The following is a 23,470-nucleotide window of genomic DNA, read 5'->3' on the forward strand; positions in this document are numbered from 1 at the left end:
GCCGAGGCGGTGCGATGTTCGGGGGAGGCGACCGCGGGCATCCATAACGCCGGCTGCGCGGCATCAGGATGCCCGGGGCCGATCTTCGCCGGGCGGGTTCGGTCCTTTGGCCGTGTCTGCCCCACGGCCATGGGATCGAGGGCGGAGCAGGGGACGCGCCCCTGCCTTGATCCCGCTGCCGCGCCGCTACCGGGCGGGAGCGCATCGTCCAGCCTTCCCGGTCCCGTCCCGCGCCGTGGTCCGCAGGGCCGCCACGCCACCGCGCATCGGCGGCCCGCGACGATGGATCGCAAGGCCGTTCCGAGGGCGAAGCTTCGGGGGCTGCTCAGCCCACCGGGTTCTCCAGCACGCCGATCCCCGGCACCTCCACCCGCACCACGTCGCCGCGCTTGAGGAATTTCGGCGGGTTGAAGCCGATGCCGACGCCGACCGGCGTGCCGGTGGCGATGACGTCGCCCGGCTCGAGCGTGATGCCGGCCGAGATCGCCGCGATCAGCGTCGGGATGTCGAAGATCAGGTCGGCGACGGAGGCGTCCTGCCGCTTCTCCCCGTTCACATGGGTGATGACGCGGAGCTTCGCGGGATCCGGCACCGCATCCGCGGTCAGGATCGCCGGGCCCATGGGGCAGAAGCCGTCGATGCCCTTGCCCAGCACCCATTGCCGGTGCCGGTGCTGCAGGGTGCGGGCGGTGACGTCGTTGACGATGGTGTAGCCGAAGACGTGCCGCAGCGCCTCGGCCTTGCCGATGCCGCGCCCGCCATGGCCGATGACGACCGCCAGCTCGCCCTCGTAATCCGTGCTGCCGGTCGGGTCGAGATGCGCCGGGATGGTTTCGCCGGTGGCGATGATGGCGGTCGCCGGCTTGGAGAAGACCACCGGCGCCTCCGGCACCACCTCCTTCGCGCTGGCATCGAAGCCGCTGCCGGCGAACTCCCGGGCGTGCTCGTGGTAGTTCTTGCCGACGCAGAAGACGTTCTTCGGCGGCCGCGGGATGGGGGGGCAGAGCACCGCGCCCTCCGCGACGGGCGCCTTCGCCATGGCGTCCCGCGCATGCTGCAGCGCCGCAGCGCCACCGGCGATGAAGGCCGGCATGTGTCCGCCCTCGAGCGCCGGGGAGGCGGCGGCGAGGTCGAGCACCGCCCCGTCCTCGCGGAGCGCGCCGATATGCGTTCCCAGCCTGTGGGGCTTCCTGAAGGTCACCAGCCGCATCCGAGTCCTCTCCCTTCTCCCGTGCCGTGAAGCAGTCTCAGCCGGGATTTGCCAGCGGAACCTCCGCCGCCCGCTCCAGTGCCCGCGCCGCGCGGAAGGCGAGATCGTCGCGGTAGAGGGCCGCCGCCACCTGCACCGCCCGCGGCATGCCGTGCTCGTCGAGCCCGAGCGGCACGCTGATGGCGGGCTGGCGGGTCAGGTTGAAGGCGAAGGTCCAGGGCGCCCAGTCGCGCCAGAGCGCTTCGGTCGGCCGCAGCGTCGGCTGGTCGGCGGCGAAGGCGGCGGTCGGGGTACAGGCGGTCAGCAGGATGTCGTAGCGCTGGTGGAAGCGGGCCATGGCATGTGCTGCCTCAATGCGCAGGGCCTCGGCGCCGAGGAAATCCACCGCCGACATGCCGCCCTCGCGCTCCGCGACCTCCTCCAGCCCCTGATCCAGCAGCGCGCGCTTCTCCGCCGGGATGGTGGCGACGAGGCGCGCCAGCGCCACACCCCAGACCCGGCCGAAGATGGCGCGCGTATCGGGCAGGCCCGGATCGGCCTCCTCGACGATCGCGCCCTGCTCCTCCAGCAGCTTCGCGGCGCCGACCAGCGCCGCCTCGCCGTCGCGGTCGAGCGGCGGCTCGAAGCCGAGGCGGCGGACCAGGCCGACGCGCATCCCCTCGACACCCTGCTCGATTCCCTGCCGCCAGTCCCGCGGCTCGTCCGGCAGGCAGAAGGGGTCGCGCAGGTCGTGCCGCGCCATGGCCGAGAGCATGAGCGCCGCGTCCCGCACTGTCCGCGTCATCGGCCCGGCGCAGGCGACATTGGCGAAGGCGCCGAGCGGCCATTGCGGCACCCGGCCGAAGGAGGGCTTCACCCCGACCAGGCCGCAGAAGGCGGCGGGGATGCGGATGGAGCCGCCGGCATCCGTGCCGATATGCAGCGGCCCGAAGCAGGCCGCGCCCGCCGCGCCGGCGCCGGAGGAGGAGCCGCCCGGCGTGCGCTCGCGGTTCCAGGGATTGCGGGTGATGCCGTGCAGCGGGCAGTCGCCGGGCGACTTCCAGCCGAACTCCGTGGTCGTGGTCTTGCCGAGGATGACCGCGCCCGCCTCCTTCAGCCCGAGCACCGCGGGCGCGTCCTCGCTCGCCGGCACCGCCTCCGTGGTCTTGCTGCCGCGCCGCGTCGGGAATCCCGCCAGGTTCAGCAGGTCCTTCACCGTCGCGGGCACGCCGTCCAGCAACCCCATGGGCCGGCCGGCCATCCAGCGCGCCTCGCTCTCCCCTGCCTGCTGCAGCGCGCGCGGATTCATGGCGGCGAAGGCGTTGACCCAAGGGTTGTAGAGCGTGACGCGCTTCAGGACCGCCTGCAGCACCTCGACCGGCGACAGCGCCCGGCGCGCATAGAGGCCGAGCAGCGTCTCGGCGGACATCAGGGCGGGGTCGGTCGGGGGCATCGCGGGTCCTGTTGCCGGTCGGCGGCACTCTGCGCCGCCGGCGCCGGAGGCGGAAGTCCCGCCTCGGCCGGCGGGCGTCCGGGCCATGCTCGCCGGCACCTCGACAGCGCGATCCGTTGCCGGTATCGCGCGCCGTGCCGCAGGACGCGGCATTCCCGACCGAAAACGAAGACCTGACGGACAGGGCAAGGCCGACGGCATCCTCCTCTCTCGTGGATGGTCGCCGCGACGCGCGCCCGGGGCCGCTGCCTGCGGCCTGCCGCGCGGCGCCGGGACGCGCCGGGTTCGGTTGGGGGAGTGCAGGGTGAGCAGAGGCAGCGCCGCTGGCGCGGGGAGACGGCGTGGAGCGGGCGCAGGCGGAGAGCATCCTGGTGTCGCGGGGATGGCTGGCGGAGCAGCCGGCCTCGGTGCAGGCCGAGGTGCTGCGTCGGGGAGACCTCGCGCCCTTTGCCAAGGGTGACTGGCTGCACCGGGTGGGCGACGGGCCCGGGCCCTTCTATGGCGTCGTCGCCGGCTCCTTCGGAACCTATGTCGGCGGGCCGCAGCGCGGGCCGGACCTGACGCATATCCTCCGGGTCGGCTGGTGGTTCGGCGAGGGACCGACGCTCGGCGGGCAGGCCCGGCTGCTCGGCGTGCGGGCCATGGAGGAGTCCTTCGCCTGGCGGGTGCCGCTGGAGGCGGCCCGCGACCTCGTCCGCGATCCTCTCGCGGCGCAGAGCGTGGGGCGGATCAGCGTGGACGCCATGCGGATTGCGGCGGTGAACGTCTCGGACCTGCTGATCCGCCGGACGGACCGCCGGGTCGCGGCCGTCCTGCTGCGGGCGGCGGGCGCCATCGAGCGCGGCGTGATGCGGCCCACCGGCGATGTCCGCCTGACCCAGGGCAACCTGGCGCAGATGGCGAATGCGTCGCGCGACGTGGTGAACCGGACTCTGGCCCGGCTCGAGGACAGCGGCTTCGTCCGCCTGGGCTACAACCGCGTGGCCGTCCTGCAGCCGGAGGCGGTGGCGGAATTCGCCTTCCGCCACCGGCCCTGAGGCGCGCCGATGACCGCAGGGCCGGATGGCCCGGAGGTCTGAATCGGCTCGCCCAACATACAAGGCGGGCGGCCAGCCTGGCCGCCCGCCGGCGTGTCAGGCCGCGAGCTTCACATGGCTGCGGCACTGCATCAGTGGCTGGATGCGCTGGCCGAACTTGTCCATGCCCAGCAGGAAGTCGTCGAAGGTCAGCATGATGCCCTTCACGCCCGGCATCGCCGCGACCTCGTCCAGCATGCGCGCGACATTGGCATAGGAGCCGACCAGCGTGCCCATGTTGAAGTTGATGGGCGAGGGGGAGCGCTGGATGGCGGCGGCCATGGAGGTCGCTTCCGTGTTCACGTCGGCCGCGGCATGGCCCAGCAGATGCGCCAGCGCCTCCCGGTCTGCGCCCTGGTTGTAGAGGTCCCATTTCGCCAGCGCTTCGGCATCCGTCTCCTCGGCGATGATCATGAAGAGCACATAGGTGCCGACATCGCGGCCGGTCTTCGCGGCATGGGCGAGCATGCGGCGCGGCACGTCGATGCATTTCTGCGGCTCGTTCACCCCCTCGCCGAGGGCGAAGTTGAAGTCGCAGTACTGCGCGGCGAATTCCATGCCGCGGTCGCTCTGCCCCGCCGCCACCAGCTTGATCGGCACGGAGGGCGGCGGGCTGAGCTTGCAGTCATCCATCTGGAAGAACTCGCCCTTGAAGTCGGACCGGCCCGTCTCCCAGAGCTCCTTCATGATGTGCACGTACTCGGTGCTGTAGTCGTAGCGCTTGCCGAAATACGCGTCGCCGGGCCAGAGGCCCATCTGGCTGTACTCCACCTTGTGCCAGCCCGAGACGATGTTCACCCCGAAGCGGCCGCCCGAGATGCTGTCGATGGTGGTCGCCATGCGGGCGACGATCGCCGGCGGGATGGTCAGGACGGCGGTCGAGGCATAGAGCCGGATCCGGCTGGTGACGGAGGCGAGGCCGGCCATGAGCGTGAAGCTCTCGAGCCCATGGTCCCAGAATTCGGTCTTCCCGCCGAAGCCGTGCAGCTTGATCATGGAGAGGGCGAAGTCGAGGCCATAGCCCTCGGCCTTCTGCACCACCTGTTTGTTGAGCTCGAAGCTCGGCATGTACTGTGGCGAGGCCGCCGAAATGATCCAGCCATTGTTGTTGATCGGGATGAAGACGCCGATATCCATCGATCCCCTCCTGCGCGGGCGTGCCACGATACAGCAATCCGCGTGCCAGGGGTCGATCCAAGGGGAGAGCGAAGCATGAGCAGCGAGGCAGCGAAGCCCTGGGAATGGCCGGAGGCGCAATGGCGCCGGGTCGTCGGCAATGCGCGCGCCGGGCGCAGCCTGCGGCCGGCGGCCTGGCCGGGCGGGGCGCGCTGCTGCGTCACGCTGTCCTTCGACGCGGACCACGAGACGATCCCGCTGCGCGACGCGGACGAGAGCCCGATGCGCATCAGCCAGGGGCAATACGGCAACCGCCAGGGCGTGCCGCGCATCCGGGCGCTGCTGGCGCGGCACGGGATCCGGGCGAGCTTCTACTATCCGGCCGTCTCGGCCCTGCTGTACCCGGAGGAGGTGCGCGCGGTCGCCGACGAGGGCCACGAGATCGGGATCCATTCCTGGATCCACGAGGCGAACACCGCCCTGCCGCCCGGCGTCGAGCGCGACCTGACCTTTCGCGCCGCCGATGTGCTGGAGAGGCTGGCGGGCCGCCGCCCGGTCGGCATCCGCACCGCGAGCTGGGACTTCTCGGTCGATACGCTCTCGATCATCCGCGAGCTCGGCCTGCTCTACGACAGCAGCCTGATGGCCGACGACGACCCCTACGAGCTGCTGGACCAGGGCGAGCCGACCGGCATCGTCGAGCTGCCGCCGGAATGGATCCGCGACGACGCGCCCTATTTCAATTTCCTCCGCTTCAGCGCGCTCAGGCCCTACACCGCCCCCTCGGCGGTCGAGGAGATCTTCCGCGCCGAGTTCGACGGCGCCTGGGAGGAGGGGGGCATGTTCCTGCTGACCATGCACCCGCATGTCATCGGCCACCGCAGCCGCATCGCGCTGCTCGAGCGCCTGATCCGGCACATGCGGGAGAAGGGCGGGATCTGGTTCGCCACCCATGAGGAGGTGGCGCGGCACGTGCGGACGGCGCTCACGGGCTGAGTGCCGGCGCGGTCTCGTACCAACGCCCCTGAACCTTGACACGTTCAGGGGCCCCTCAGACGCCGGGCGCAAACCTCCGGTTTGCTTGGCTTCGCGCCATCCGGCGCGGCGCCCGTTCGGGCGCTCGGACCGGTCAGCAGGCCGGTCCGTTCGTATCAGGCGGCGCGGGCGGGCTGCGGATAGGCGGTCCGGGTCAGCGACTCGAAGGCGCGGCGGAAGCTGTCGGTGATCGCCTCCTCGGCGAAGCGCAGGTGCAGCCCGCGCAGGCCGGAGGCGCGCACCTCGAACGCGACCCGCGCGCCCTGCCGCGGCAGGTGCAGCACGCCGGTCGTGCCGGTCGTCAGCCCCGTCACGCCGCCGACCAGCGCGCCATGCGCCGAGAGATCGACCAGGCGGCCCTCCAGGCGCTGGCCATCGGCCTCGACCAGGCAGTCCTCGCTCACCGCGTGGCGCGTCTCGGTGCGGCGATTGGCCTCGGCCATGGAGGCACGGACGACCTGCAGCAGGCCCTGGCGCATCTGCTGCACGCTCTCGTCCACCAGGACCGTGCCGTCGCGCAGCCGGGCGACGCGGCCATCCGTCTCGGCGGCGTCGCGCGCCACCGCCTCGATGCGGCCCGCCATCTGCCGCACCTCCTCGCCATTCGCGGCGACGTTGCAGGCGATCTCCTGCGTCGCCGCGCCCTGCTGCTCGACCGCGGTGGCGATGATGGCCGTCGTCTCGGAGATATCGCCGATGGCGCGGCCCATGCCGGCGACCGCCTGGACCGCCGCCTCGGTCGCCGAGCGGATGCCGCCGAGCTGGCGCGTGATGTCCTCGGTCGCCTGCGCGGTCTGGGTGGCGAGCTGCTTCACCTCGCCGGCCACCACCGCGAAGCCCTTGCCGGCCTCGCCGGCGCTCGCCGCCTCGATGGTCGCGTTCAGCGCCAGCAGGTTGGTCTTCGCGGCGACATCGCCGATCAGCCGCACCACGTCGTTCACCCGCGTGGCCGCCTGGGCGAGCGAGGCGATGGTCGCCTCGGCCTCGCGTCCGGTCCCGACCGCGCGGTCCGCCAGGGCACGGGCGTTGTGCGTCTGCGCCGTGATCTCGCGGATCGAGGCGGAGAGTTCCTCGGTGGCGGCGGCGACGGCCTGGGTATTGCTGAGCGCCCGGCCGGCGGCCTGCGCCGCCGCCGCCGCATTGCCGCCCAGCCGTTCCGCCGCGCCCGCGACCTCCGCGGTCTCCGTCGTCATCACGCCGGTCCGCTGCGCGACGGCCTCGACCGCATTGCGGGTCTCGCGCTCGACCCGGTCGGCCATCTCCTTGATGGCGGCGGAGCGCTCCTGCCCGGCGCGTCCATCGAGTTCCATCTGTTCCTGTGCGGCATAGGCGAGCCGGGCCTGCAGCCCGCGCAGCGCCTCGACGATCCGATGGAACTCCCGCGCCGCGGGCATCGACAGCTTCCCGCCCAGATCGCCGCGCGCGATGCGGCCGAGCTGGCCCTGCAGCTCCCGCAGGGCGCCGCGCATCGCCGTGTCGGACAGGACGCAAAGCGACATGACGACGAGCGCCGCCGCCACCGCCGCGGCGAGGATGGTGGCGACGAGGCGGTGATAGGCGCGTTCCGCCGCGGCATAGGTCCTGGCGGTCAGCTCGCTCTGCAGCCGCACCAGGCTCTGGACCTTCTCGTTGGCCGCGGCGAAGTGCGGCACGACGACATCGCGCAGGTGCTGCCGCAGCTTCGCGGCATCGCCGCGCTCGCCGATCTCGATCGCGGGCAGCATCGCCTCCTGCACGAAGCGGCCGCGCAGCGCGGCGAAGCTCTCGGCGAGACGGGTCTCCTCCGGGGCTTTCGGGGCGGACAGGTAATCGCCCCACAGCGTCGACATGGCGGCGATGTTCGTGCGGATGGCGGTCGTGCGCGGCGCGATCGAGACGCCATTGACCACGTCGCCGGTCAGCAGCGTGGCCTGCAGCAGGTTCTCCCGCATCAGCTCCCGCAGTTCGGCGAGGCGCTGCGCCGGCACGGTGCGCTCCTCGTAGACCATGCGGAGCTGCTCGTTGGAGGCAGCCGTGCCGGAAAGGCCAAGGCCGCCGACGACCAGCAGCGCCAGCAGGGCGACGCCGCCTGCGAGGGTCATGCGCACCCGGATGCTCGACCAGGCCTCGGCGAGCCGATGGCCCCAGCCACGACGCACCAGCTCGCCACTGCGGAGGGTCCAGGCCTGGCTGCCTTGGCGGAGCTGCGCATAGGCGGCCTCGGCCTGGGCCACCTCCTCCCGGCCCGGACGGCTGCGGATCGAGATATAGCCGCTGACCTTCCCGTCCGCGATCAGCGGGGTGACGTTGGCCCGCACCCAGTAGAAGTCGCCCGACTTGGTGCGGTTCTTGACCAGGCCTTCCCAGACCCGGCCCGTCTTGATCGCCGTCCAGAGGTCGGCGAAGGCGGCCTGCGGCATGTGCGGGTGGCGGACGATGTTGTGCGGCGCGCCCTCCAGTTCCGCGCTGCTGAAGCCGCTGACGCGCACGAAGGCCGCATTGGTGAAGCGGATGCGGCCGCCGGTATCGGTGCTGGAGACGAGAAGCGCGTCCTCGGGAAGCGGAATCTCGGTATTGGTGATGGGCAGGTTTTGCCGCATGGCGGCGGGTTCCTTCGGCGCGGCGGCTGGCTCAGGCCGTAATCCAGCCTGATCCGGCTACCACTCTCTCAACGGCGCGGCGTCCGAATCGACCGCGCGGCAGGCGCGCAGGCCGATCCGATGGAACGGCGCTCCGTGCCTGCCTGGTCGTCCGCCGCGTGGGTCCGCGCCGCCCTGCCCCCTGCCGCCGATGTCCCGGCGCGTCAGCCCGCCGCCACCGCCGCGCTCCAGGGGCTGGCCGCGTCGCTGATGCCGGCCACGCCCTCCGGCCCGCGCCGGATCAGGTTCGGGCAGGCGAAGTTGATCGGCATGACGCCATGCTCGACCGGTTCCACCGCGCCCTCGGCGCGCAGCGCGGCCAGCACGGGCTCGGGCAGCCGCAGGTCGGCGCTGATGCCGCTCGGCCCGGAGACGTCGATCCGCGGGTGGTGCGCGGCGTCCTCGACCCCCATGCCGAACTCCGAGACGAAGGCGAGAAGCTGGACGACCGAGGCCATGATCCGCCGCCCGCCCGAGGCGCCGACCGCGATCTCCGGCTGATCGCCCGAGGCCGCGATCACCGGGCACATGTTGTTCAGCGGGCGCTTGTTCGGGGCAATGGCGTTGGGCGTGCCGGGCTGCGGGTCGAACCACATGACGCCGTTGTTCATCATGATCCCGGTGCCCGGCAGCATGACGCGCGAGCCCATGGAGGAGAGGAGCGTCGTCGTCATCGCCACCATCATGCCGTCCCGGTCGCAGACGGTGAGGTGGGTGGTGCAGGAATCGGCTCCCTTGGGCTCGGCGTCGCCGAGGCCGGCCAGGCGCTCGGCATAGGCGTCCTGCATGACGCGGGCGAGGCGGGCATACCAGACGGGGGAGGGCGCGGTGCCGGTCCAGTCGGCATCCGTCATCCCCTCCAGCACCCGCTTCAGGGTGGGCGCCGCGGTCAGGCCGTTCACCAGCATCAGCCGCCGGCCGCGCCAGTCCACGGGGACGGAGGGCAGGACGCGGGCGCGGCACTCCCTGAGGTCGGCGGCCGAGAGCACGCCCTCCATCGCCTTCACGTCGGCGGCGATCTGCGCCGCGATCTCGCCCTCGTAGAAGTCGCGCAGGCCCGCCTGCTGCAGCCGCTCCAGCGTCGCCGGCAGGTTGCCGAGGGTGAAGAAGCCCGGACTGCCCTGGTAGGGCGGGACCCGCGGCAGGCCGCCCGGCAGGTAGACCCGCGCGCTCTCGGGGTAGAGCCGCAGCACGGCGGCCGAGTTCGCCGCCTTCAGCACCGTGTACCAGTCCTGCGGCAGGCCGCGCTTGGCCAGCGCCACGGCGGGCGCCAGCACCTCCCGGATCGGCAGCCGCCCGTGCCGCTCGTGCAGCAGCGCATAGCCCGCGACGGCCGAGGGGATGACGAAGGAGAGCGGGCCGTGGACGTTGCGGTCGCCCTCGACCTCGGGCCAGGGAAAGAGGTCCTGCTTCATCCGCCCGGTCAGCGGGAAGGCGGCGGGGTCGAGGCCGGCGGGCGAGACCGGGCCGAAGTCGAAGGTCTCGGCCGCTGCCATGCCGGGCTTCATGGCCTGGGCGAAGCCGATGCCGCCGAGTCCGCTGTTCCAGGGCTCGAGGGCGGCCAGCGCGAAGGCGGTGGCGACCGCGGCATCGGCGGCGCTGCCGCCGGCCTCGAGCATGGCGGCCCCCGCCTCGGCGGCGGCCTTCACCTGGGAGACGACCATGCCGCCGCGGCCGGTGGCGGCCGGCTTCCGCAAGGTCCAGTGCTGCGTGACATGCGGGGCGGGGGTGAAGGGTTCCGGCATCGGGCTGGCTCCGGCGACATGGCTCGCCGGCATGCTCCCGCCGCCGGTGGTCGGGGGCAAGCCCCCGGGTCTCGATCCTGGGCGGGCCGCTTCAGGCCCTGAGCAGGCTTTCACGGGTTGGGCCACACGTCGTGCGGCGCAACCCTTTGAGGCGAAAGCCTGCTCAGGGCTTTACTGCAGCGCAAACCCGAAGGGGTTTGCTCAGGGCCGCCTGGCCTCCGCTCACCGGGGCGCGTCATACCGCCCGGCAGAGGTCAGGACGTCTGCCGGTCGGCCTCAGTGGTCCACCTGCGTCCGGCGCCGCTCGGCGACCAGCGCCTCGAAGTCGAGCTTCGCATGCATGTCCACATGCGCCTCGAGGGTGGCGGTCGCCTGCGGCTCGTCGCCGCGTTCCAGGGCATCGATCAGGGTGTAGTGGTCCGCGCTCTCGGGCGCGCAGTCATTGAGCTGCATCGCCAGGCCCCAGACCACGGCAAGTTGCCGGGCGAGGCTCTGCCAGAGGGCGAGGAGGGGGGCATTGCCGGAGGCGCGGCAGAGCTCGGCGTGGAACTCCTCCTCCGCCCGGACCCGCAGGGCGGGGTCGCTCGCGCGCGCCGCCTCGGCGAAGGTGTCGGCCGCGAGCCGCAGGCGGTCGAACCGCTCCGGCCCGCCGGGCTGCACCAGGGCTTCCTTGATGGCGAGGGTCTCGAGCGTCAGGCGCACGCGCATCAGGGCGGCGACGCCCCGGTTGGTGACCTGCATCAGGCGCATGCCCTTGTAGGGCGTGCTGACGACGATGCCCTGGCTCTCCAGCAGGCGCAGGGCCTCCCGGACCGGGACCCGGCTGATGCCGAGGTCGCGGGCGATCTCCGCCTCGACCAGCCGGTCATCGGGGAGGAAGATGCCGCGCGCCGCGCCGGCGACGATGGCCTCGGCGGCCTGCTCCACCATGGTGCGCGGCTGGACCGGCACGAGCCGGCGGCCGTCGGCCACGCTTGATATGACACCCACCGGCGCGCCGGCTCGCGCCCGGTGGTCCCGCACTGCCACTGACATAGCTCCCGATCCACCTCGCGAAGACGCGAAGTTTAAATTCAACTTTCTGGTTTGGGAAGCAAAGCCGGCGGCTCCTGCCGGGCGGCGGGGCGGCAGGTCGCGAGGCGCCGTGACTGGGTACGTGCTCCGATTTATTCAACCAAAAGTTGCATTCTGCGAAACGCCTGCCAAGTCCCGTGTTTGTTCACGCTCTCGCGAGTAACTCCAAATAGAAGCGTGATGCGGATGCCGCAACGGAAAGCTGTGATCTGCCGGGGAATCCATTGCGTAAGCATATATGGTAATTCGGCAACACTCCGCGGAATCCGCGTATACGCCTAGTCGCGCCAGGGCCGCCGATGCCAGAGCTGCCGGAGAGAAGCTTCCATCTCGCCGATCATGGCGGCGTAGGCCGGGCCGATCAGCGGCCGCAGCGGCATGCCGACTCGCTCCGCCTCGCGCAGGAAGGCGGGATCGGCGAGCGCGGCCGCGAAGGCGGCCTCGAAGCGGGCGCGGATCGGGACCGGCAGCCCGGGCCCCGCGATGAACCCGCGCGAGGCGCCGGCGACCAGCTCGATCCCCTGCTCGCGGAAGGTCGGGATCTCGGGCGCGAGGCCGACCCGGGCCGGCGCCGCGGCGCCGAGCGCGCGCAGCCGCCCCTCCCGCAGCAGCGCGAGCTGCTCCGAGACATTGCCCACCAGCACGTCGAGGTTGCCGGTCAGCAGGGTCTGCAGCGCCGGCGCGCTGCCGGTGAAGGGGACATGCACCATGGGCGGCAGGCCGGCCTGCTCCTCGAAGCTCAGCATGGCGATGTGGTCGTCCCCGCCGATCCCCGTGCTTCCGTAGGAGAGGGTGCCCGGCCGCGCCCGCGCCGCCGCGGCCAGGTCGGCGAGCGTCCGCAGCGGCGAGGCGGCGAGCACGAAGAAGGCGTTCGGGTCGTCCACCACATTGGCGATCCAGGCGAATTCCGCGGTGCGGTAGCGGACCTGGCGCTCGATCGGCATGGCCGGCAGGGCGGGGCAGGAGATGGCGCCGAGGGTGTAGCCGTCCGGCGCGGCGGCGAAGACCGCCTCGATCCCGATCTGCGAGCCGGCGCCCGGCCGGTTCACCGTGACGAAGCGCGCCCCCGGGCCGAGCCGCGCGACGACATGCGGCATGACGAGGCGCGCCATGGTGTCGAGCCCACCGCCGGGCGGGACGGGGACGATGACCTCGATCGGCCGGTCATTGGGCCAGCCCGCGCCCTGCCCGCGGCCGGTGGCGGGCATGGCAAGGGCAGCCAGCGCGACGAGGCCGGCGCGGCGGGGGACCATGGCGCTCCTCCCAGAGCGTGTTGTTGCGGGGAGGGTGGGGCCAGGCGCGGCGCGGGTTCAAGCATATTGCGGCCCGGCAGCGCCCCCGGCCCGCGCCGGGCGGGGACGAAGTACCCGGCATGCCGGCGCCTGGGCGACTGGCCGCCAAGCAGCCGGCGCCGCGCCGACGCGGCCGCAAGCAGGCCGCGGCGGGTCGGCATGGACCATCCCTGCTGTTGTTCGGCGGGAGGGTGCGGTAGGCCGTGCGGGACAGGCAAGGGACGGGACGGCGATGGAAGACCTGGCAACGGTGGGGGCGGCCTTCGGGATCGAGGGCGACTGGGCGGCCTGGAAGCGCCACCGCGTGCGCTGGTCGGAATGCGACGCGCTGGGGCACATGAACAACGTCGCCTACCTGACGCTCTGCGAGGACCTGCGCGTGGGGCCGGGCTGGACCGCGCTCGGCGGCAGCTTCGCCGCCGGCGGCATCAGCCCGGTCGTCGCGCAGATCGAGGCGCGCTATCTCCGCTCCCTCGTCTTCGAGGAGGAGGCCCTGGTGACGCTGCGCTTCGCCTCGGTGAAGCGGACCTCCTTCGTGCACGACTATGCCGTCTGGAAGGGTGGCCTCTGCTTCTCCTGCCGCACGGTGCTGGTGGCGGTGCGGCAGGCGGACGGGGCGCGCGTGCCGCTGCCGGCCGATATCCGCGCCGCCATGCTGGCGGCCGGGGCGAGGGACGAGGCGGGGTGAAGGACGAGGCGGGGTGACGGGGCGCCCCGCCGGTCAGGTCTCGATCTCGCTGTCCCAGTAGAGGAAGTCGAGCCAGGTCTGGTGCAGGTCGGTGGTGGCCCAGTGCAGCCGGCGCGCCGCGCTGTCGAGCTCGTGCGGGCTTGGCTCGCGCGGCTCGCGCAGCAGCCGCATGCCCGCCTGCCGCGGCGTCAGGTTGCCCTTCTTCAGGTTGTCGGCGGGGCAGCAGGCGACGATGTTCGACCACTCGGACCGGCCGCCCTTGCTGCGCGGGATCACGTGGTCGAAGGTCAGCTCCCGCGAGGGGAAGCGGTTGCCGCAGTACTGGCAGGTGAACTCGTCCCGCAGGAAGAGGTGGAAGCGCGTGAAGGTGGCGCGCTTCTTCCGATGGTAGCTCTTCAGCGCGACGACGGCGGGCACCTCGTAGGAGCGGGCGGCGGAGCGGACCACCACGTCCTCATAGGCCTTGAGCTGGATCACGCGGTCCTGCATCACCGCGACGATCGCCTCCTGCCAGGTCCAGACCGAGAGGGGCGCCCAGCTCAGCGGCTGCATGTCCGCGTTGAGGACCAGGGTCCGCAGGTTCGAGGACACATGGGTCATGCCGGGTCGCCTGCGGCGCGGCCGGGCCGGGACGACAAAGGGGAGGGGAACGGCGGGCGGGCTTCCGCGCTCGACACGAGGGCCGGACAGGCCTGGACACCGGTGAAGCTACTGCCGTCGGGCAAGCACCGCTCCTATGCGGGGCGGGGCCAGCTAGTTCTGGGGCCTGTCACACTTACTGGGCCCCAGATACTGTGGCACCGCCGTGTTCCAGCATCTTCATGCCAGCCTGTGGACAACCGCGCAAGGCGTGGTACCCGAACCAGGCCGGCTTTCATGGCTTCGTCATGCGTCCGGCCCCGTACCGAAGGCCGCCCGCAGGCTGCGCAGGCCGGCTGCCAGCCCCGCCTCGTCGATTCCATGCGCCAAGCCCGGCTGGTAGAGCGCCTGCACCGGCACCCCGGCCTCGCGCAGCGCCGATTCGGCCTGCCGGGTCGCCTGCACCGGCACGATGTCGTCCGCCTCGCCATGCACCAGCAGCACGGGCGGGCGGCCGGTGATCTCGGCCGTGAGCGAGTCGGGGGCGAGCAGCGCGCCGGAATAGCCGAGGATGGCGGCCGGCGGCTCGGCCCGTCGCAGCCCGGCATAGAGCGCCATCATGCAGCCCTGGGAGAAGCCGGCCAGCGCCAGGGCCGAGCCCGGCAGCCCCTCGCGCGCCAGTTCGGCCGTGAGGAAGGCCTCCAGCCCCTCCCGCGCCGCCCGGGCGCCCGCCGCCATGACGGCGGGGCGGCGGTCCTGCAGGCTGAACCATTGCCGGCCATAGGGGCCCATGTCGCAGGGCTCCGGCGCATCGGGCGCGACGAAGGCGGCATCCGGCAGGGCCTCGGCCCAGTGCGGCGCGAGTTCGATCAGGTCCGCGCCGTCGGCGCCGAGGCCGTGCAGCAGCACGACGATCTGCTTCACCGGGCCGCCCGATTTCGGGCCGAAGCGGGGTCCGTCGAGGGCTGCCATCCCTGTTGCTCCCATGCCTGCCCACCCGCTACGCGCATCGGGCGATGCCAGCAACCGCACGCCTGCGTCACCTGTTTTCCGAGTCGCCGCCCGGCGCGGTGACCCGCTTCGCGCCCAGCCCGACAGGGCACCTGCATCTCGGCCATGCCCATTCCGCGCTCTTCGCGGCCTCGCTGGCCGAGGCGGCGGGCGGGCGCTTCCTGCTGCGGCTCGAGGATATCGACCGCAGCCGCTGCCGGCCGGAATTCGCCGCCGCCATCGAGGAGGACCTGGCCTGGCTCGGCCTTGCCTGGGACGGCCCGGTGCGGGCGCAGTCTGCGCATATGCCGGCGTACCGCGCAGCGCTCGACCGGCTGGCGGGGCGGGGGCTGCTCTATCCCTGCTTCTGCACCCGCGCCGACATCCAGCGGGAAGTGGCCGCCGCCGGCCATGCCCCGCATCTGGCTCCCCGGGGCCCTGACGGCCCGCTCTATCCCGGCACCTGCCGGCGGCTTTCCCCGGCCGAGCGGGAGGACCGCATCGCTGCCGGGCAGCCCTATGCGCTGCGCCTCGACATGGCGGCGGCCCTGGCGGAGGCGCCGCCCGGCCTCAGCTTCCACGAACTCGGCGAGGGCCGCCTGCGCTGCGACCCCGGGCAGTTCGGCGACGCGGTGCTGGCGCGGAAGGACGTGCCCGCCAGCTACCACCTCTGCGTCACCCATGACGACGCGCTGCAGGGGGTGACGCTGGTCACGCGTGGCGAGGACCTCAGGCCCGCCACCCATCTGCACCGGCTGCTGCAGGCCCTGCTCGAATGGCCGGAGCCGGCCTATGCGCACCACCCCCTCATCCTCGGGCCCGACGGGAAGCGCCTCGCGAAGCGGGAGGGCGCGCCGGCGCTGCGCGCCCTCCGCGCCGCCGGCCAGGCGCCCGCCGCGGTGCGGGCGATGGCCGGCTGGCCGCCCGGTGTCAGGCCAGGATGACGTCGCAGGCCTGCAGGTGATGCACGCCCACCAGCTCGATCTCCTGCGTCGGGCCTTCCGGCACCGAGGGCGGCGTCCCCGGCGGCGGCGAGCCGAAGGGGGCGACGATCTGCACGATGGTGTTGCCGTCCTCGATCTCGTACCGCACCTGCAGCGCGCCTGTCGCCGTGAAGGGATCGGTGCCGAGGAAGACCGCCGGCGGCTGCCCCTCCGGCGGCGGGAAGAAGTTCAGGTAGTGCGTGAGGTCGATGACGTCCTGCCGGTCCTGGAAGTCGAGGATCACGTCGCGGTTGCCCGGGCCGACGCCGGTATCCGGCGTGATCGGGTCGCTGGCGAAGGGCTCCAACTGCCGGCCGAAGAGGAAGACGTCATGGCCGGGCCCGCCGGCCAGCACATCCACGCCGGTGCCGCCGATCAGCGTATCGTCGCCCGCGCCGCCGAGCAGCGTATCCGCGCCCCCGCCGCCGCGCAGCAGGTCGTCGCCCGGGCCGCCGTCCAGGAGATCCGGGCCGTCGGCCCGGATGATCCCGGCATTGCCGGAGGGGCTGACGCCGGCCGCGCCATAGCCGATCAGCGTGTCGTTGCCCGGTCCGCCGAGGACGGTATCCGCGCCGAAGCCGGCATGGACGGAGTCGTCCCCCGCGCCGGCGATGATCAGGTTGTTGCCGGGCGTGCCGCCGAACTGCGCGGGGTAGGGGCCGAAGACGTCCTGGCCGAGCGGCCCGCCGGGCAGCGGGATGTTGTCGCCGGCGATGGTATCGTTCTGCGGTCCGCCGAAGATGACATCGTTGCCGGGCCGGCCGACGAGGAAATCCGCGCCGCCATGCCCCAGGATGAGGTCGCTCCCGTCCGTGCCGACCAGCGTATCGGCCGCGGCGGTTCCCGGGATGAATGCCATGGTCCGTTCCTCCCGCGGGAGGCGTCCTGCCCTCCCGCGCCGGCGGAAGGCCGGCGGCGGGGCGGTGTTGCAGGCGCCCGCCGCAACCCTCCGCGACGCGCTGCCGCTGCGCCGGGCAGGCCGCATTGCCCCGGGCCGGGTCGCGGCGCATATCGGCTGCCGCATGACCGATACCGCTGCCCGCCCGCTGATCCGCCTGGTGCCCGGCCATGACCGGCGGGTGAAGGGCGGCCACCCCTGGGCCTTCTCCAACGAGATCGCCATGACCGCCGCGGCCAGGGCGCTGCCGCCCGGCGGCGCCGTCCGGCTGGAAGGCGACGACGGCTGGCGGCACGGCACCTGGAGCTTCAACCCGCACAGCCTGATCGCCGCCCGGCTGCTCGATCGGGACCCGGGCGCGGCCCTCGACCTCGCCTGGGCCAGGCAGCGGCTCGGCGCCGCCCTGGCGCTGCGGGAGAAGCTCTATGCCACGCCCTTCTACCGGCTGGTCCATGCCGAGGCGGATGGGCTGCCCGGCCTCGTCATCGACCGCTACGGCGATGCGCTGGCGCTGCAGGCCAATACCGCCGGGATGGAGGTGCTGACGCCGGTGCTGGTCGAGGCGCTGCGGGACCTCGTCGCCCCCCGCCTCGTCGTCGGCCGCAACGATGCCGCCGTCCGCCGGCTGGAGGGGCTGGAGGAGCAGGTCGCGCCGCTGCTGGGCGAGGGCGGCACGGCGCAGGTCGAGGAGGGCGGCCTGCGCTTCGCCGTGGACCTCCTCGGCGGGCAGAAGACCGGCTGGTTCTACGACCAGCGGGAGAACCGCGACCGCGTCGCCCGCCTCGCGCCCGGCGCGACGGTGCTGGATGCCTTCTGCCATACCGGCGGCTTCGGCCTGCGCTGCGCCGCCGCCGGCGCGGCGCGCGTCACGCTGCTGGACCGCAGCGCGCATGCCCTCGACCTCGCCATGGAGACGGCCCGTGCCAACGGCCTCGCGGATCGCGTCGAGGCGCAGCGCGGCGAGGCGCTGGAGACACTCGAGCGCATGGGCGCGGCCGGCACGCGCTTCGACATCGTCGTCGCCGACCCGCCGGCCTTCGCCAAGTCGCGCAAGGACCAGCCGCAGGCGCTGCGCGGCTATGGCAAGCTGGCGCGGCTGGTGGCGCCGCTGGTGGCGAAGGGCGGCTTCCTCTTCATCGCCTCCTGCAGCCACCATGTCTCGCCCGGCGACTTCGCCGATGCGGTGATCTGGGGCCTCGGCCGGGCGCGCCGCGATGCGAAGCTGCTCTTCCAGGGCGGCGCCGGGCCGGACCACCCGGTGCACCCACAACTGCCCGAGAGCGCCTATCTGAAGGCGATGCTCTTCCAACTGGCATGAGCGTGCGGCTGCACCGCGCCTATCGCCGCAGCCGCTACGAGGCCGCGGGCGCCGTCGCCCGCATCGGCGGGCGGAGCCCGGCGGTGGACGCGCTGCTGCGCCGCCTCGGTGCGCGGGCGGGCGGCTTCGTGACGGCCTGGAACCCGGCCAGCCGCCGGATGCCGCCGGGCTGGAACCGCCGCATGCTGCCGCGCCTCCGCGCCGCGGCGCGCCGCCTGCCCATGGCGGAGGGCTGGGGCGGCGACGGGCCTTGGCGGGAGTGGCACCTGCTGCTCGGCGGCGATCCGCGCCGGGTCGCGGTGCTCGCCCGCCGCTTCCGCCAGGCCGCCATCGTCACGGTCCGTCGCGGCGCGCCGGCGCGGCTGGTCCTGCTCCGCCCCGCGCCATAGGCTGCCCCCAACCGATACCGGGAGGAACGCCATGCCCAGGCTCGACCGCGTCGAGACCGGCCTCTACCGCATCCCGCTGCCGGAGGTGCTGACCGACAGCACCCATGGCGCCATGACGGGCTTCGAGCTGGTCACCTGCCGCGTCACGGACGCCGAGGGCGCGGAGGGCGTCGGCTATACCTATACGGTCGGGCGGAACGGCGGCGCCGTCGCCTCGACGCTGGCCGAGGTCGCGGAGCTTGCCGCCGGGCAGGATGCCGACCGGATCGAGGCGCTGTGGAAGCATCTCTGGTGGGCGCTGCACTATGGCGGCCGCGGCGGGCCGACCGTACTCGCGCTCTCGGCCTTCGACATCGCGCTCTGGGACCTCAAGGCGAAGCGTGCCGGCCTCGCGCTGTGGCGGCTGCTCGGCGGACACGACCCGCGCGTGCCCTGCTATGCCGGCGGCATCGACCTCGACCTCTCGGCGGCCGAGCTGATCGCGCAGACCGACGGCAACCTGTCGCGCGGCTTCCGCGCCATCAAGATGAAGGTCGGGCGTCCCAGGCTGTCGGAGGACGTGGAGAAGCTCGCCGCCATGCGGGCGCATCTGGGCGAGGGCTTCCCGCTGATGGTGGATGCCAATATGCGCTGGACGGCGGATGCCGCCATCCGCGCCGCCCGCGCCTTCGCGCCCTACGATCCGACCTGGCTGGAGGAGCCGACCCCGCCCGAGGACGTCGCGGGCCATGCCCGGGTGCTGCGGGAGGGCGGCGTGCCGGTGGCCTCGGGCGAGAATCTCCGCTCCCTCTGGGACTTCCAGGCGCTGATCGCCGCGGGCGGCGTCAGCTATCCGGAGCCGGACGTGACGAATTGCGGCGGCGTCACCGCCTTCATGAAGGTCGCGCACCTGGCCGAGGCCTTCCATCTGCCGGTCACCAGCCATGGCGCGCATGACGTGACGGTGCAGTTGCTCGCTGCCTGCCCGAACGCCTCCTACCTCGAGGCGCATGGCTTCGGCCTCGACCGCTACATCGCCGAGCCGCTGCGGATCAAGGAGGGGCTGGCCGTGGCGCCGGACCGGCCGGGGCACGGGATCGCCTTCGACTGGGCGGGGCTCGCGGCGCTGCGGGGGTGAGCGGGCGGGTGTCGAGGTGCTGGTGCGGCCTTCGGCCCCGGGACCATGGCGCCCGACCCGGCGCGGGGCGGCCCGCGGCGCTTCGGCACCCGTGTCATCGGCAATGGCCGCCACGACCGGCCGGCGGGGCAGGGCCGGCGACCGGACGCAGCCGGCTTCGATGCCGGGCGCGCCGGAGAACCGAGCCGCGGGGCCGGGCTAAGCAAACCCCTCGGGGTTTGCGCTGCAACAAAACCCTAAGCAGGCTTTCGCTTCGCAGGGTTGGGCCGAACGAAGTGTGGCCCAACCCGCGAAAGTCTGCTTAGGCGCGCATCGGGCTCGGCATGATCCTCTTCCTCTACGGCACGCTGCTGCATCCCGCGGTGCTCGAGGCGCAGGCCGGGCAGCGCGGCCTCGGCCGGCGGCTGCGGCCGGCGCGGCTCGATGGCTGGGCGCGTGTCGGGCTCCGCGGGACGCCCTATCCGACCCTGGTGACGCGGCCGGGCGCGGCGACGGAGGGCGCGGTGCTGCGCGTCGGACCGGCCGCGCTTGCCCGCCTCGCCGCCTATGAGGGGGCCTTCTACCGGCTGCTGCCGGTGCGGGTCGCCACGGCGCGCGGCCCGGTGCGGGCGCGGTCCTGGGTGGCGCAGCGCTGGCGCGCAAGCGGGCGGGCATGGTCGCCTGGACCGGCGCCGAGGGGCCGGCGAGACCCGTCCGGCATGCCCGCCGGCGGGTGGCCGGCGGCGGTCCATCCTGCGGGAAGCGATCTCCTCGGGCCGGCGCGACCCTCGGCCGCGTATTCCCCTGGCCTGGGCGGCCGCCCGGCACCGTGACCCCGGCCGATCTCGCCGGCCTGCTCGCGGCCGAGCCGCGGCTGCGAGACCCGCTCCGCGCCGTCGCCGCACTCGGCCTGCCGCAGGCCTGGATCGGCGCCGGCTTCCTGCGGAACGCGGCCTGGGACGCGCTGGCCGGCCTGCCCTTCGGCGCCAATCCGCCGGGCGACATCGACGTCGTCTGGTTCGATACTGGCCGGGCCGATTCGGCCACCGATGTCGCGATCGAGGCCATTCTGCGCGCCGCCCTGCCGGGCGTGCCCTGGTCCGTGAAGAACCAGGCGCGCATGGCGGCGCGGAACGGCGATGCGCCCTATGCCGGCGTGGCGGACGCCGTGTCCCGCTGGCCGGAGACGGCCACCGCCGTGCTGGCGCGCTGGAACGGGGCGGGGGTGGACCTCGCCGCCCCTTGGGGCCTGGACGACCTGCTGGGCCGGGTGGTCCGGCCGACGCCGGGCTTCGCGGCCGGGGCGGTGAAGCATGCCGTCTTCCTCGCGCGTTGCCGCGAGAAGCGCTGGACCGAACGCTGGTCGGGGTTGCGGATCCTGGGCGGCTGACCGGCGGCGCGTGAGGCCGGGCGGGCCGGCACGGCCATTCGCCATACCTTCGAACCGTGCCGTTCGTCCGGCGGCCCGCGGGCCGGCCCTGCCGTCGTCAGTTGGGGCGCATCCAGGAGCCCGATGGTCGCCGGCGCAACCGGACATGGGCGATCGCTGCCATTCGCAGGCGGCGCCCGCGGCGCGGACGGGACGGCAGGCGCCCGGTCCGGTCAGCGGGATGCCGGAGCCGGTCCGGGCGGCGCCAACCTTGCCGCTTGCGCCAGAGAATTTTTCGATATATCTAAGATGCAGCATAGATGTGCTGAACAGGAGACGTCATGCACCACGGACACCCCCATCACCGACATCCCCATCACGGTCACCATCGCCACGGCCATGACCGCCGCTTCGCCCGGCGCGAGCATGGCCTCGACCTCCACCCCTTCGGCCATGGACGGCATGGCCGCGGCGGCGGCCGCTTCTTCGCCAGCGGCGACCTGCGGCTGGTCATCCTGCAACTGATCGCCGAGAAGCCCCGGCACGGCTACGAGCTCATCAAGGGCATCGAGGAGCGGGTGGGCGGCGCCTATAGCCCGAGCCCCGGCGTGATCTATCCGACCCTCACCCTGCTCGAGGACCTCGGCCATGTCGCGGCCGAGGCCGGGGAGGGCGGCGGCAAGCGGCTGCACCGCATCACCGAGGAAGGGCGCGCCTTCCTCGAGGCCAACCGCCCGGCGGTGGAAGCCTTGCTCGCCCGCATGGCCGAGGCCGGGCGGCGCCACGGCGGCGAGCCTGCGCCGCAGGTCCTCCGGGCCATGGAGAACCTCAAGATGGCGCTTCGCCTCCGGCTCGGCCGCGGCCCGCTGACCGAGGAACAGGCCAATGCCATCGCCGCCGCGCTCGACGCCGCCGCGACCGGCGTGGAGCGCGCCTGATGCCGGCCGCCGAGGCGCGCGTCGCCATTGCCATGCCGGGCCGTTACCTGACCCAGCTCTGCAAGCATTTCCGGCACAGGCGGCCGGTCACCCTGGCGGAGGGGCAGGGGCGGATCGACTTCGCCGACGGCACCTGCACGCTGGCCGCCGAGGAGGCGGTGCTGGTCCTCCGCGTGACCGCCGCCGAGGCGGCAGCGATGCCGGCGCTGCAGGACGTCGTCGCCCGGCACCTCCTGCGCTTCGCCTTCCGCGACCCGCCGGAGATCCGCTGGGTCCCGGCGACGGAGCCGGAGGCGGCGCCATCCTCCCCCGTGGCCGGCTGACGGCCCGGCCATCCCCTGCTGGCGGCGCGGCCGCCGTCGCCTTCGCTGCCCTGCTTGCGCCAGATCATGCCTGGGCAGTCGCCCGATGCCGCAGCCTGTGCAACCCTGCTGGAAAATCACCGCCTGACCGGAGTCTCCTGTCCATGCTGCAGCCGCCGCCCGCCGAACCGGGCATGATGGAGGAGGAGGTCGATACCCCCGCCCTGGTCCTCGACCTCGACGCCTTCGAGGCGAACCTGGACGCCATGGCCGCCCTGCTCGCGCCCACCGGCACGAAGCTGCGGGCGCATGCGAAGACCCACAAATCGGCGGTCATCGCCCGGCTGCAGATGGCGCGCGGCGCGGTGGGCCAATGCGTGCAGAAGGTGGCGGAGGCCGAGGCGCTGGCCTGGGGCGGCGTGCCGGACATCCTGGTCAGCAACCAGGTGGTGGGCGCGGTCAAGCTGGCGCGCCTCGCCGCGCTGGCCCGCATCGCCGAGGTCGCGGTCTGCGCCGACGACCCGGCCCAGGTCGCCGAGATCGCCGCCGCCGCCGAGGCGGCCGGCACGCGCCTGCCCGTCCTGGTCGAGATCGACTGCGGCGCCTCCCGCTGCGGCGTCGAGCCGGGGCCGGAGGCGGTGGCCCTGGCCGAGCGGATCGCCGCCAGCCCGCATCTCCGCTTCGGCGGGCTGCAGAGCTATCACGGCAGCGCCCAGCACCGGCGCAGCCCCGGCGAGCGCGAGGCGGCCATCGCCCATGCCGCGGAGGTGACGCGCCGGACGGTGGAGCAGCTTCGCCAGCGCGGCCTCGACTGCCCGATCGTCGGCGGCGGCGGCACCGGCACCTTCGCGCTGGAGGCGGCGAGCGGCGTCTATACCGAGATCCAGGCCGGCTCCTACGCCTTCATGGATGCCGACTATGCGCGGAACGAGGTGCCCCCGCCCTTCCGGCAGAGCCTCTTCGTGCTGTCCACGGTGATGAGCCGGGCGGTGCCGGGCGTCGCGGTGCTGGATGCCGGCCACAAGGCGGTGGCGGTCGATTCCGGCCTGCCGCTGGTGCATGGCCGGCCGGGGCTGCGCTACGCCTCGGCCTCGGACGAGCATGGCAAGCTGCTGGTCGAGGACGGCGCGGCGCCGGCGCTCGGCGAAAAGCTGCGGCTGGTGCCCGGCCATTGCGACCCGACGGTCGACCGCTACGATTGGTATGTCGGCGTGCGGAACGGACGGGTCGAGTGCCTCTGGCCCATCGCGGCGCGCGGGGCGATGGCCTGAGCCTGCCCTGCGGCGCGCGGGCCTGACCCGCGCGCGGCGCTGGCGGACACG

22 protein-coding genes are annotated in these 23,470 nt (G+C 73.3%); 12 read left to right on the plus strand and 10 right to left on the minus strand.

The genetic code is table 11. The features are described 5' to 3' along the window. Nucleotides 1–325: 325 nt before the first annotated feature. Together Q7A36_RS02415 and Q7A36_RS02420 are read right to left on the minus strand one after the other, a co-directional pair. On the minus strand, nucleotides 326–1,201 hold the full coding sequence (locus Q7A36_RS02415; RefSeq protein ID WP_305102052.1) for a fumarylacetoacetate hydrolase family protein: 876 nt from the start codon (nucleotides 1,199–1,201) through the stop codon (nucleotides 326–328). Nucleotides 1,202–1,247: 46 nt separating this feature from the next. After that, a complete protein-coding gene (locus tag Q7A36_RS02420; protein ID WP_305102053.1) occupies nucleotides 1,248–2,642 on the minus strand; it encodes an amidase in 1,395 nt (464 codons plus the stop codon). A gap of 341 nt (nucleotides 2,643–2,983) precedes the next feature. Between Q7A36_RS02420 and Q7A36_RS02425 the strand changes: the two genes are divergently transcribed. Beyond that, nucleotides 2,984–3,679: a Crp/Fnr family transcriptional regulator gene (locus Q7A36_RS02425; protein ID WP_305102054.1), complete on the plus strand. Its 696-nt coding sequence runs from the start codon at nucleotides 2,984–2,986 to the stop codon at nucleotides 3,677–3,679. A gap of 96 nt (nucleotides 3,680–3,775) precedes the next feature. Here Q7A36_RS02425 and rutA read toward each other — a convergent pair whose 3' ends face one another. Next, a complete protein-coding gene (gene rutA / locus Q7A36_RS02430; RefSeq protein WP_305102055.1) occupies nucleotides 3,776–4,855 on the minus strand; it encodes a pyrimidine utilization protein A in 1,080 nt (359 codons plus the stop codon). 75 nt (nucleotides 4,856–4,930) lie between these two features. Here rutA and Q7A36_RS02435 point away from each other — a divergent pair, with 75 nt between their 5' ends. After that, entirely contained in the window at nucleotides 4,931–5,830 is a 900-nt protein-coding gene (locus Q7A36_RS02435; RefSeq protein WP_305102056.1) for a polysaccharide deacetylase family protein, read from the plus strand. 155 nt (nucleotides 5,831–5,985) lie between these two features. On the opposite strand, the gene Q7A36_RS02440 is transcribed toward Q7A36_RS02435, so the two are convergent. The 4 genes from Q7A36_RS02440 to Q7A36_RS02455 all read right to left on the minus strand — a co-directional run bounded on the left by Q7A36_RS02440 (nucleotide 5,986) and on the right by Q7A36_RS02455 (nucleotide 12,559). After that, on the minus strand, nucleotides 5,986–8,448 hold the full coding sequence (locus Q7A36_RS02440; protein ID WP_305102057.1) for a methyl-accepting chemotaxis protein: 2,463 nt from the start codon (nucleotides 8,446–8,448) through the stop codon (nucleotides 5,986–5,988). A 203-nt stretch (nucleotides 8,449–8,651) separates the two neighbouring features. Further along, complete coding sequence (locus Q7A36_RS02445) at nucleotides 8,652–10,232, minus strand: gamma-glutamyltransferase (protein WP_305102058.1); 1,581 nt, start codon at nucleotides 10,230–10,232, stop codon at nucleotides 8,652–8,654. A 276-nt stretch (nucleotides 10,233–10,508) separates the two neighbouring features. Beyond that, nucleotides 10,509–11,204 carry a GntR family transcriptional regulator gene (locus Q7A36_RS02450; protein ID WP_305102059.1) on the minus strand — a complete coding sequence of 232 codons (696 nt, stop codon included), beginning with the start codon at nucleotides 11,202–11,204 and terminating at the stop codon, nucleotides 10,509–10,511. A gap of 380 nt (nucleotides 11,205–11,584) precedes the next feature. Continuing rightward, nucleotides 11,585–12,559 carry a tripartite tricarboxylate transporter substrate binding protein gene (locus Q7A36_RS02455; protein WP_305102060.1) on the minus strand — a complete coding sequence of 325 codons (975 nt, stop codon included), beginning with the start codon at nucleotides 12,557–12,559 and terminating at the stop codon, nucleotides 11,585–11,587. Between the two features lie 271 nt (nucleotides 12,560–12,830). Here Q7A36_RS02455 and Q7A36_RS02460 point away from each other — a divergent pair, with 271 nt between their 5' ends. Next, nucleotides 12,831–13,286, plus strand: a complete 456-nt coding sequence (locus tag Q7A36_RS02460) for an acyl-CoA thioesterase (protein ID WP_305102061.1) — start codon at nucleotides 12,831–12,833, stop codon at nucleotides 13,284–13,286. Nucleotides 13,287–13,319: 33 nt separating this feature from the next. Here the strand turns inward: Q7A36_RS02460 and Q7A36_RS02465 are convergent, their stop codons facing one another. Both Q7A36_RS02465 and Q7A36_RS02470 read right to left on the minus strand, forming a co-directional pair. Beyond that, nucleotides 13,320–13,886: an HNH endonuclease gene (locus Q7A36_RS02465; RefSeq protein WP_305102062.1), complete on the minus strand. Its 567-nt coding sequence runs from the start codon at nucleotides 13,884–13,886 to the stop codon at nucleotides 13,320–13,322. A 285-nt stretch (nucleotides 13,887–14,171) separates the two neighbouring features. Further along, entirely contained in the window at nucleotides 14,172–14,837 is a 666-nt protein-coding gene (locus Q7A36_RS02470) for an alpha/beta hydrolase (RefSeq protein ID WP_305102063.1), read from the minus strand. Between the two features lie 44 nt (nucleotides 14,838–14,881). Here Q7A36_RS02470 and gluQRS point away from each other — a divergent pair, with 44 nt between their 5' ends. Next, entirely contained in the window at nucleotides 14,882–15,799 is a 918-nt protein-coding gene (gene gluQRS / locus Q7A36_RS02475) for a tRNA glutamyl-Q(34) synthetase GluQRS (RefSeq protein WP_305102064.1), read from the plus strand. Here the strand turns inward: gluQRS and Q7A36_RS02480 are convergent. After that, nucleotides 15,786–16,697, minus strand: coding sequence for a hypothetical protein (locus Q7A36_RS02480; RefSeq protein WP_305102065.1), 912 nt, complete (start codon nucleotides 16,695–16,697; stop codon nucleotides 15,786–15,788). The two genes, gluQRS and Q7A36_RS02480, sit on opposite strands and share 14 nt — an antisense overlap. Here Q7A36_RS02480 and Q7A36_RS02485 point away from each other — a divergent pair. From Q7A36_RS02485 to Q7A36_RS02520, 8 genes are all read left to right on the plus strand, one after another. Continuing rightward, nucleotides 16,696–18,054: a class I SAM-dependent rRNA methyltransferase gene (locus tag Q7A36_RS02485; RefSeq protein ID WP_456306773.1), complete on the plus strand. Its 1,359-nt coding sequence runs from the start codon at nucleotides 16,696–16,698 to the stop codon at nucleotides 18,052–18,054. The two genes, Q7A36_RS02480 and Q7A36_RS02485, sit on opposite strands and share 2 nt — an antisense overlap. Then, nucleotides 18,051–18,443 carry a DUF3293 domain-containing protein gene (locus tag Q7A36_RS02490; RefSeq protein ID WP_305102066.1) on the plus strand — a complete coding sequence of 131 codons (393 nt, stop codon included), beginning with the start codon at nucleotides 18,051–18,053 and terminating at the stop codon, nucleotides 18,441–18,443. The genes Q7A36_RS02485 and Q7A36_RS02490 overlap by 4 nt, the downstream gene beginning before the upstream one ends. A gap of 31 nt (nucleotides 18,444–18,474) precedes the next feature. Then, the gene (locus Q7A36_RS02495) at nucleotides 18,475–19,560 is read left to right on the plus strand and encodes a mandelate racemase/muconate lactonizing enzyme family protein (protein WP_305102067.1); all 1,086 of its coding nucleotides are present in this window, start codon (nucleotides 18,475–18,477) and stop codon (nucleotides 19,558–19,560) included. A gap of 323 nt (nucleotides 19,561–19,883) precedes the next feature. Further along, on the plus strand, nucleotides 19,884–20,372 hold the full coding sequence (locus tag Q7A36_RS02500; RefSeq protein WP_305102068.1) for a gamma-glutamylcyclotransferase family protein: 489 nt from the start codon (nucleotides 19,884–19,886) through the stop codon (nucleotides 20,370–20,372). Next, on the plus strand, nucleotides 20,369–20,929 hold the full coding sequence (locus tag Q7A36_RS02505; protein WP_305102069.1) for a nucleotidyltransferase family protein: 561 nt from the start codon (nucleotides 20,369–20,371) through the stop codon (nucleotides 20,927–20,929). Before Q7A36_RS02500 ends, Q7A36_RS02505 begins: the two co-directional genes overlap by 4 nt. Nucleotides 20,930–21,249: 320 nt before the next feature. Further along, nucleotides 21,250–21,846 (plus strand): PadR family transcriptional regulator, encoded by a 597-nt coding sequence (locus Q7A36_RS02510; RefSeq protein WP_305102070.1) that lies wholly within the window; start codon nucleotides 21,250–21,252, stop codon nucleotides 21,844–21,846. After that, on the plus strand, nucleotides 21,846–22,169 hold the full coding sequence (locus tag Q7A36_RS02515) for a DUF2218 domain-containing protein (protein WP_305102071.1): 324 nt from the start codon (nucleotides 21,846–21,848) through the stop codon (nucleotides 22,167–22,169). The genes Q7A36_RS02510 and Q7A36_RS02515 overlap by 1 nt, the downstream gene beginning before the upstream one ends. 143 nt (nucleotides 22,170–22,312) lie before the next feature. Continuing rightward, complete coding sequence (locus Q7A36_RS02520; RefSeq protein WP_305102072.1) at nucleotides 22,313–23,419, plus strand: DSD1 family PLP-dependent enzyme; 1,107 nt, start codon at nucleotides 22,313–22,315, stop codon at nucleotides 23,417–23,419. The last annotated feature ends 51 nt before the right edge of the window (nucleotides 23,420–23,470 follow it).

Origin of the sequence: Paracraurococcus lichenis, assembly GCF_030657435.1 — a bacterium.
GTDB classification, from domain to species: Bacteria; Pseudomonadota; Alphaproteobacteria; order Acetobacterales; family Acetobacteraceae; genus Paracraurococcus; species Paracraurococcus lichenis.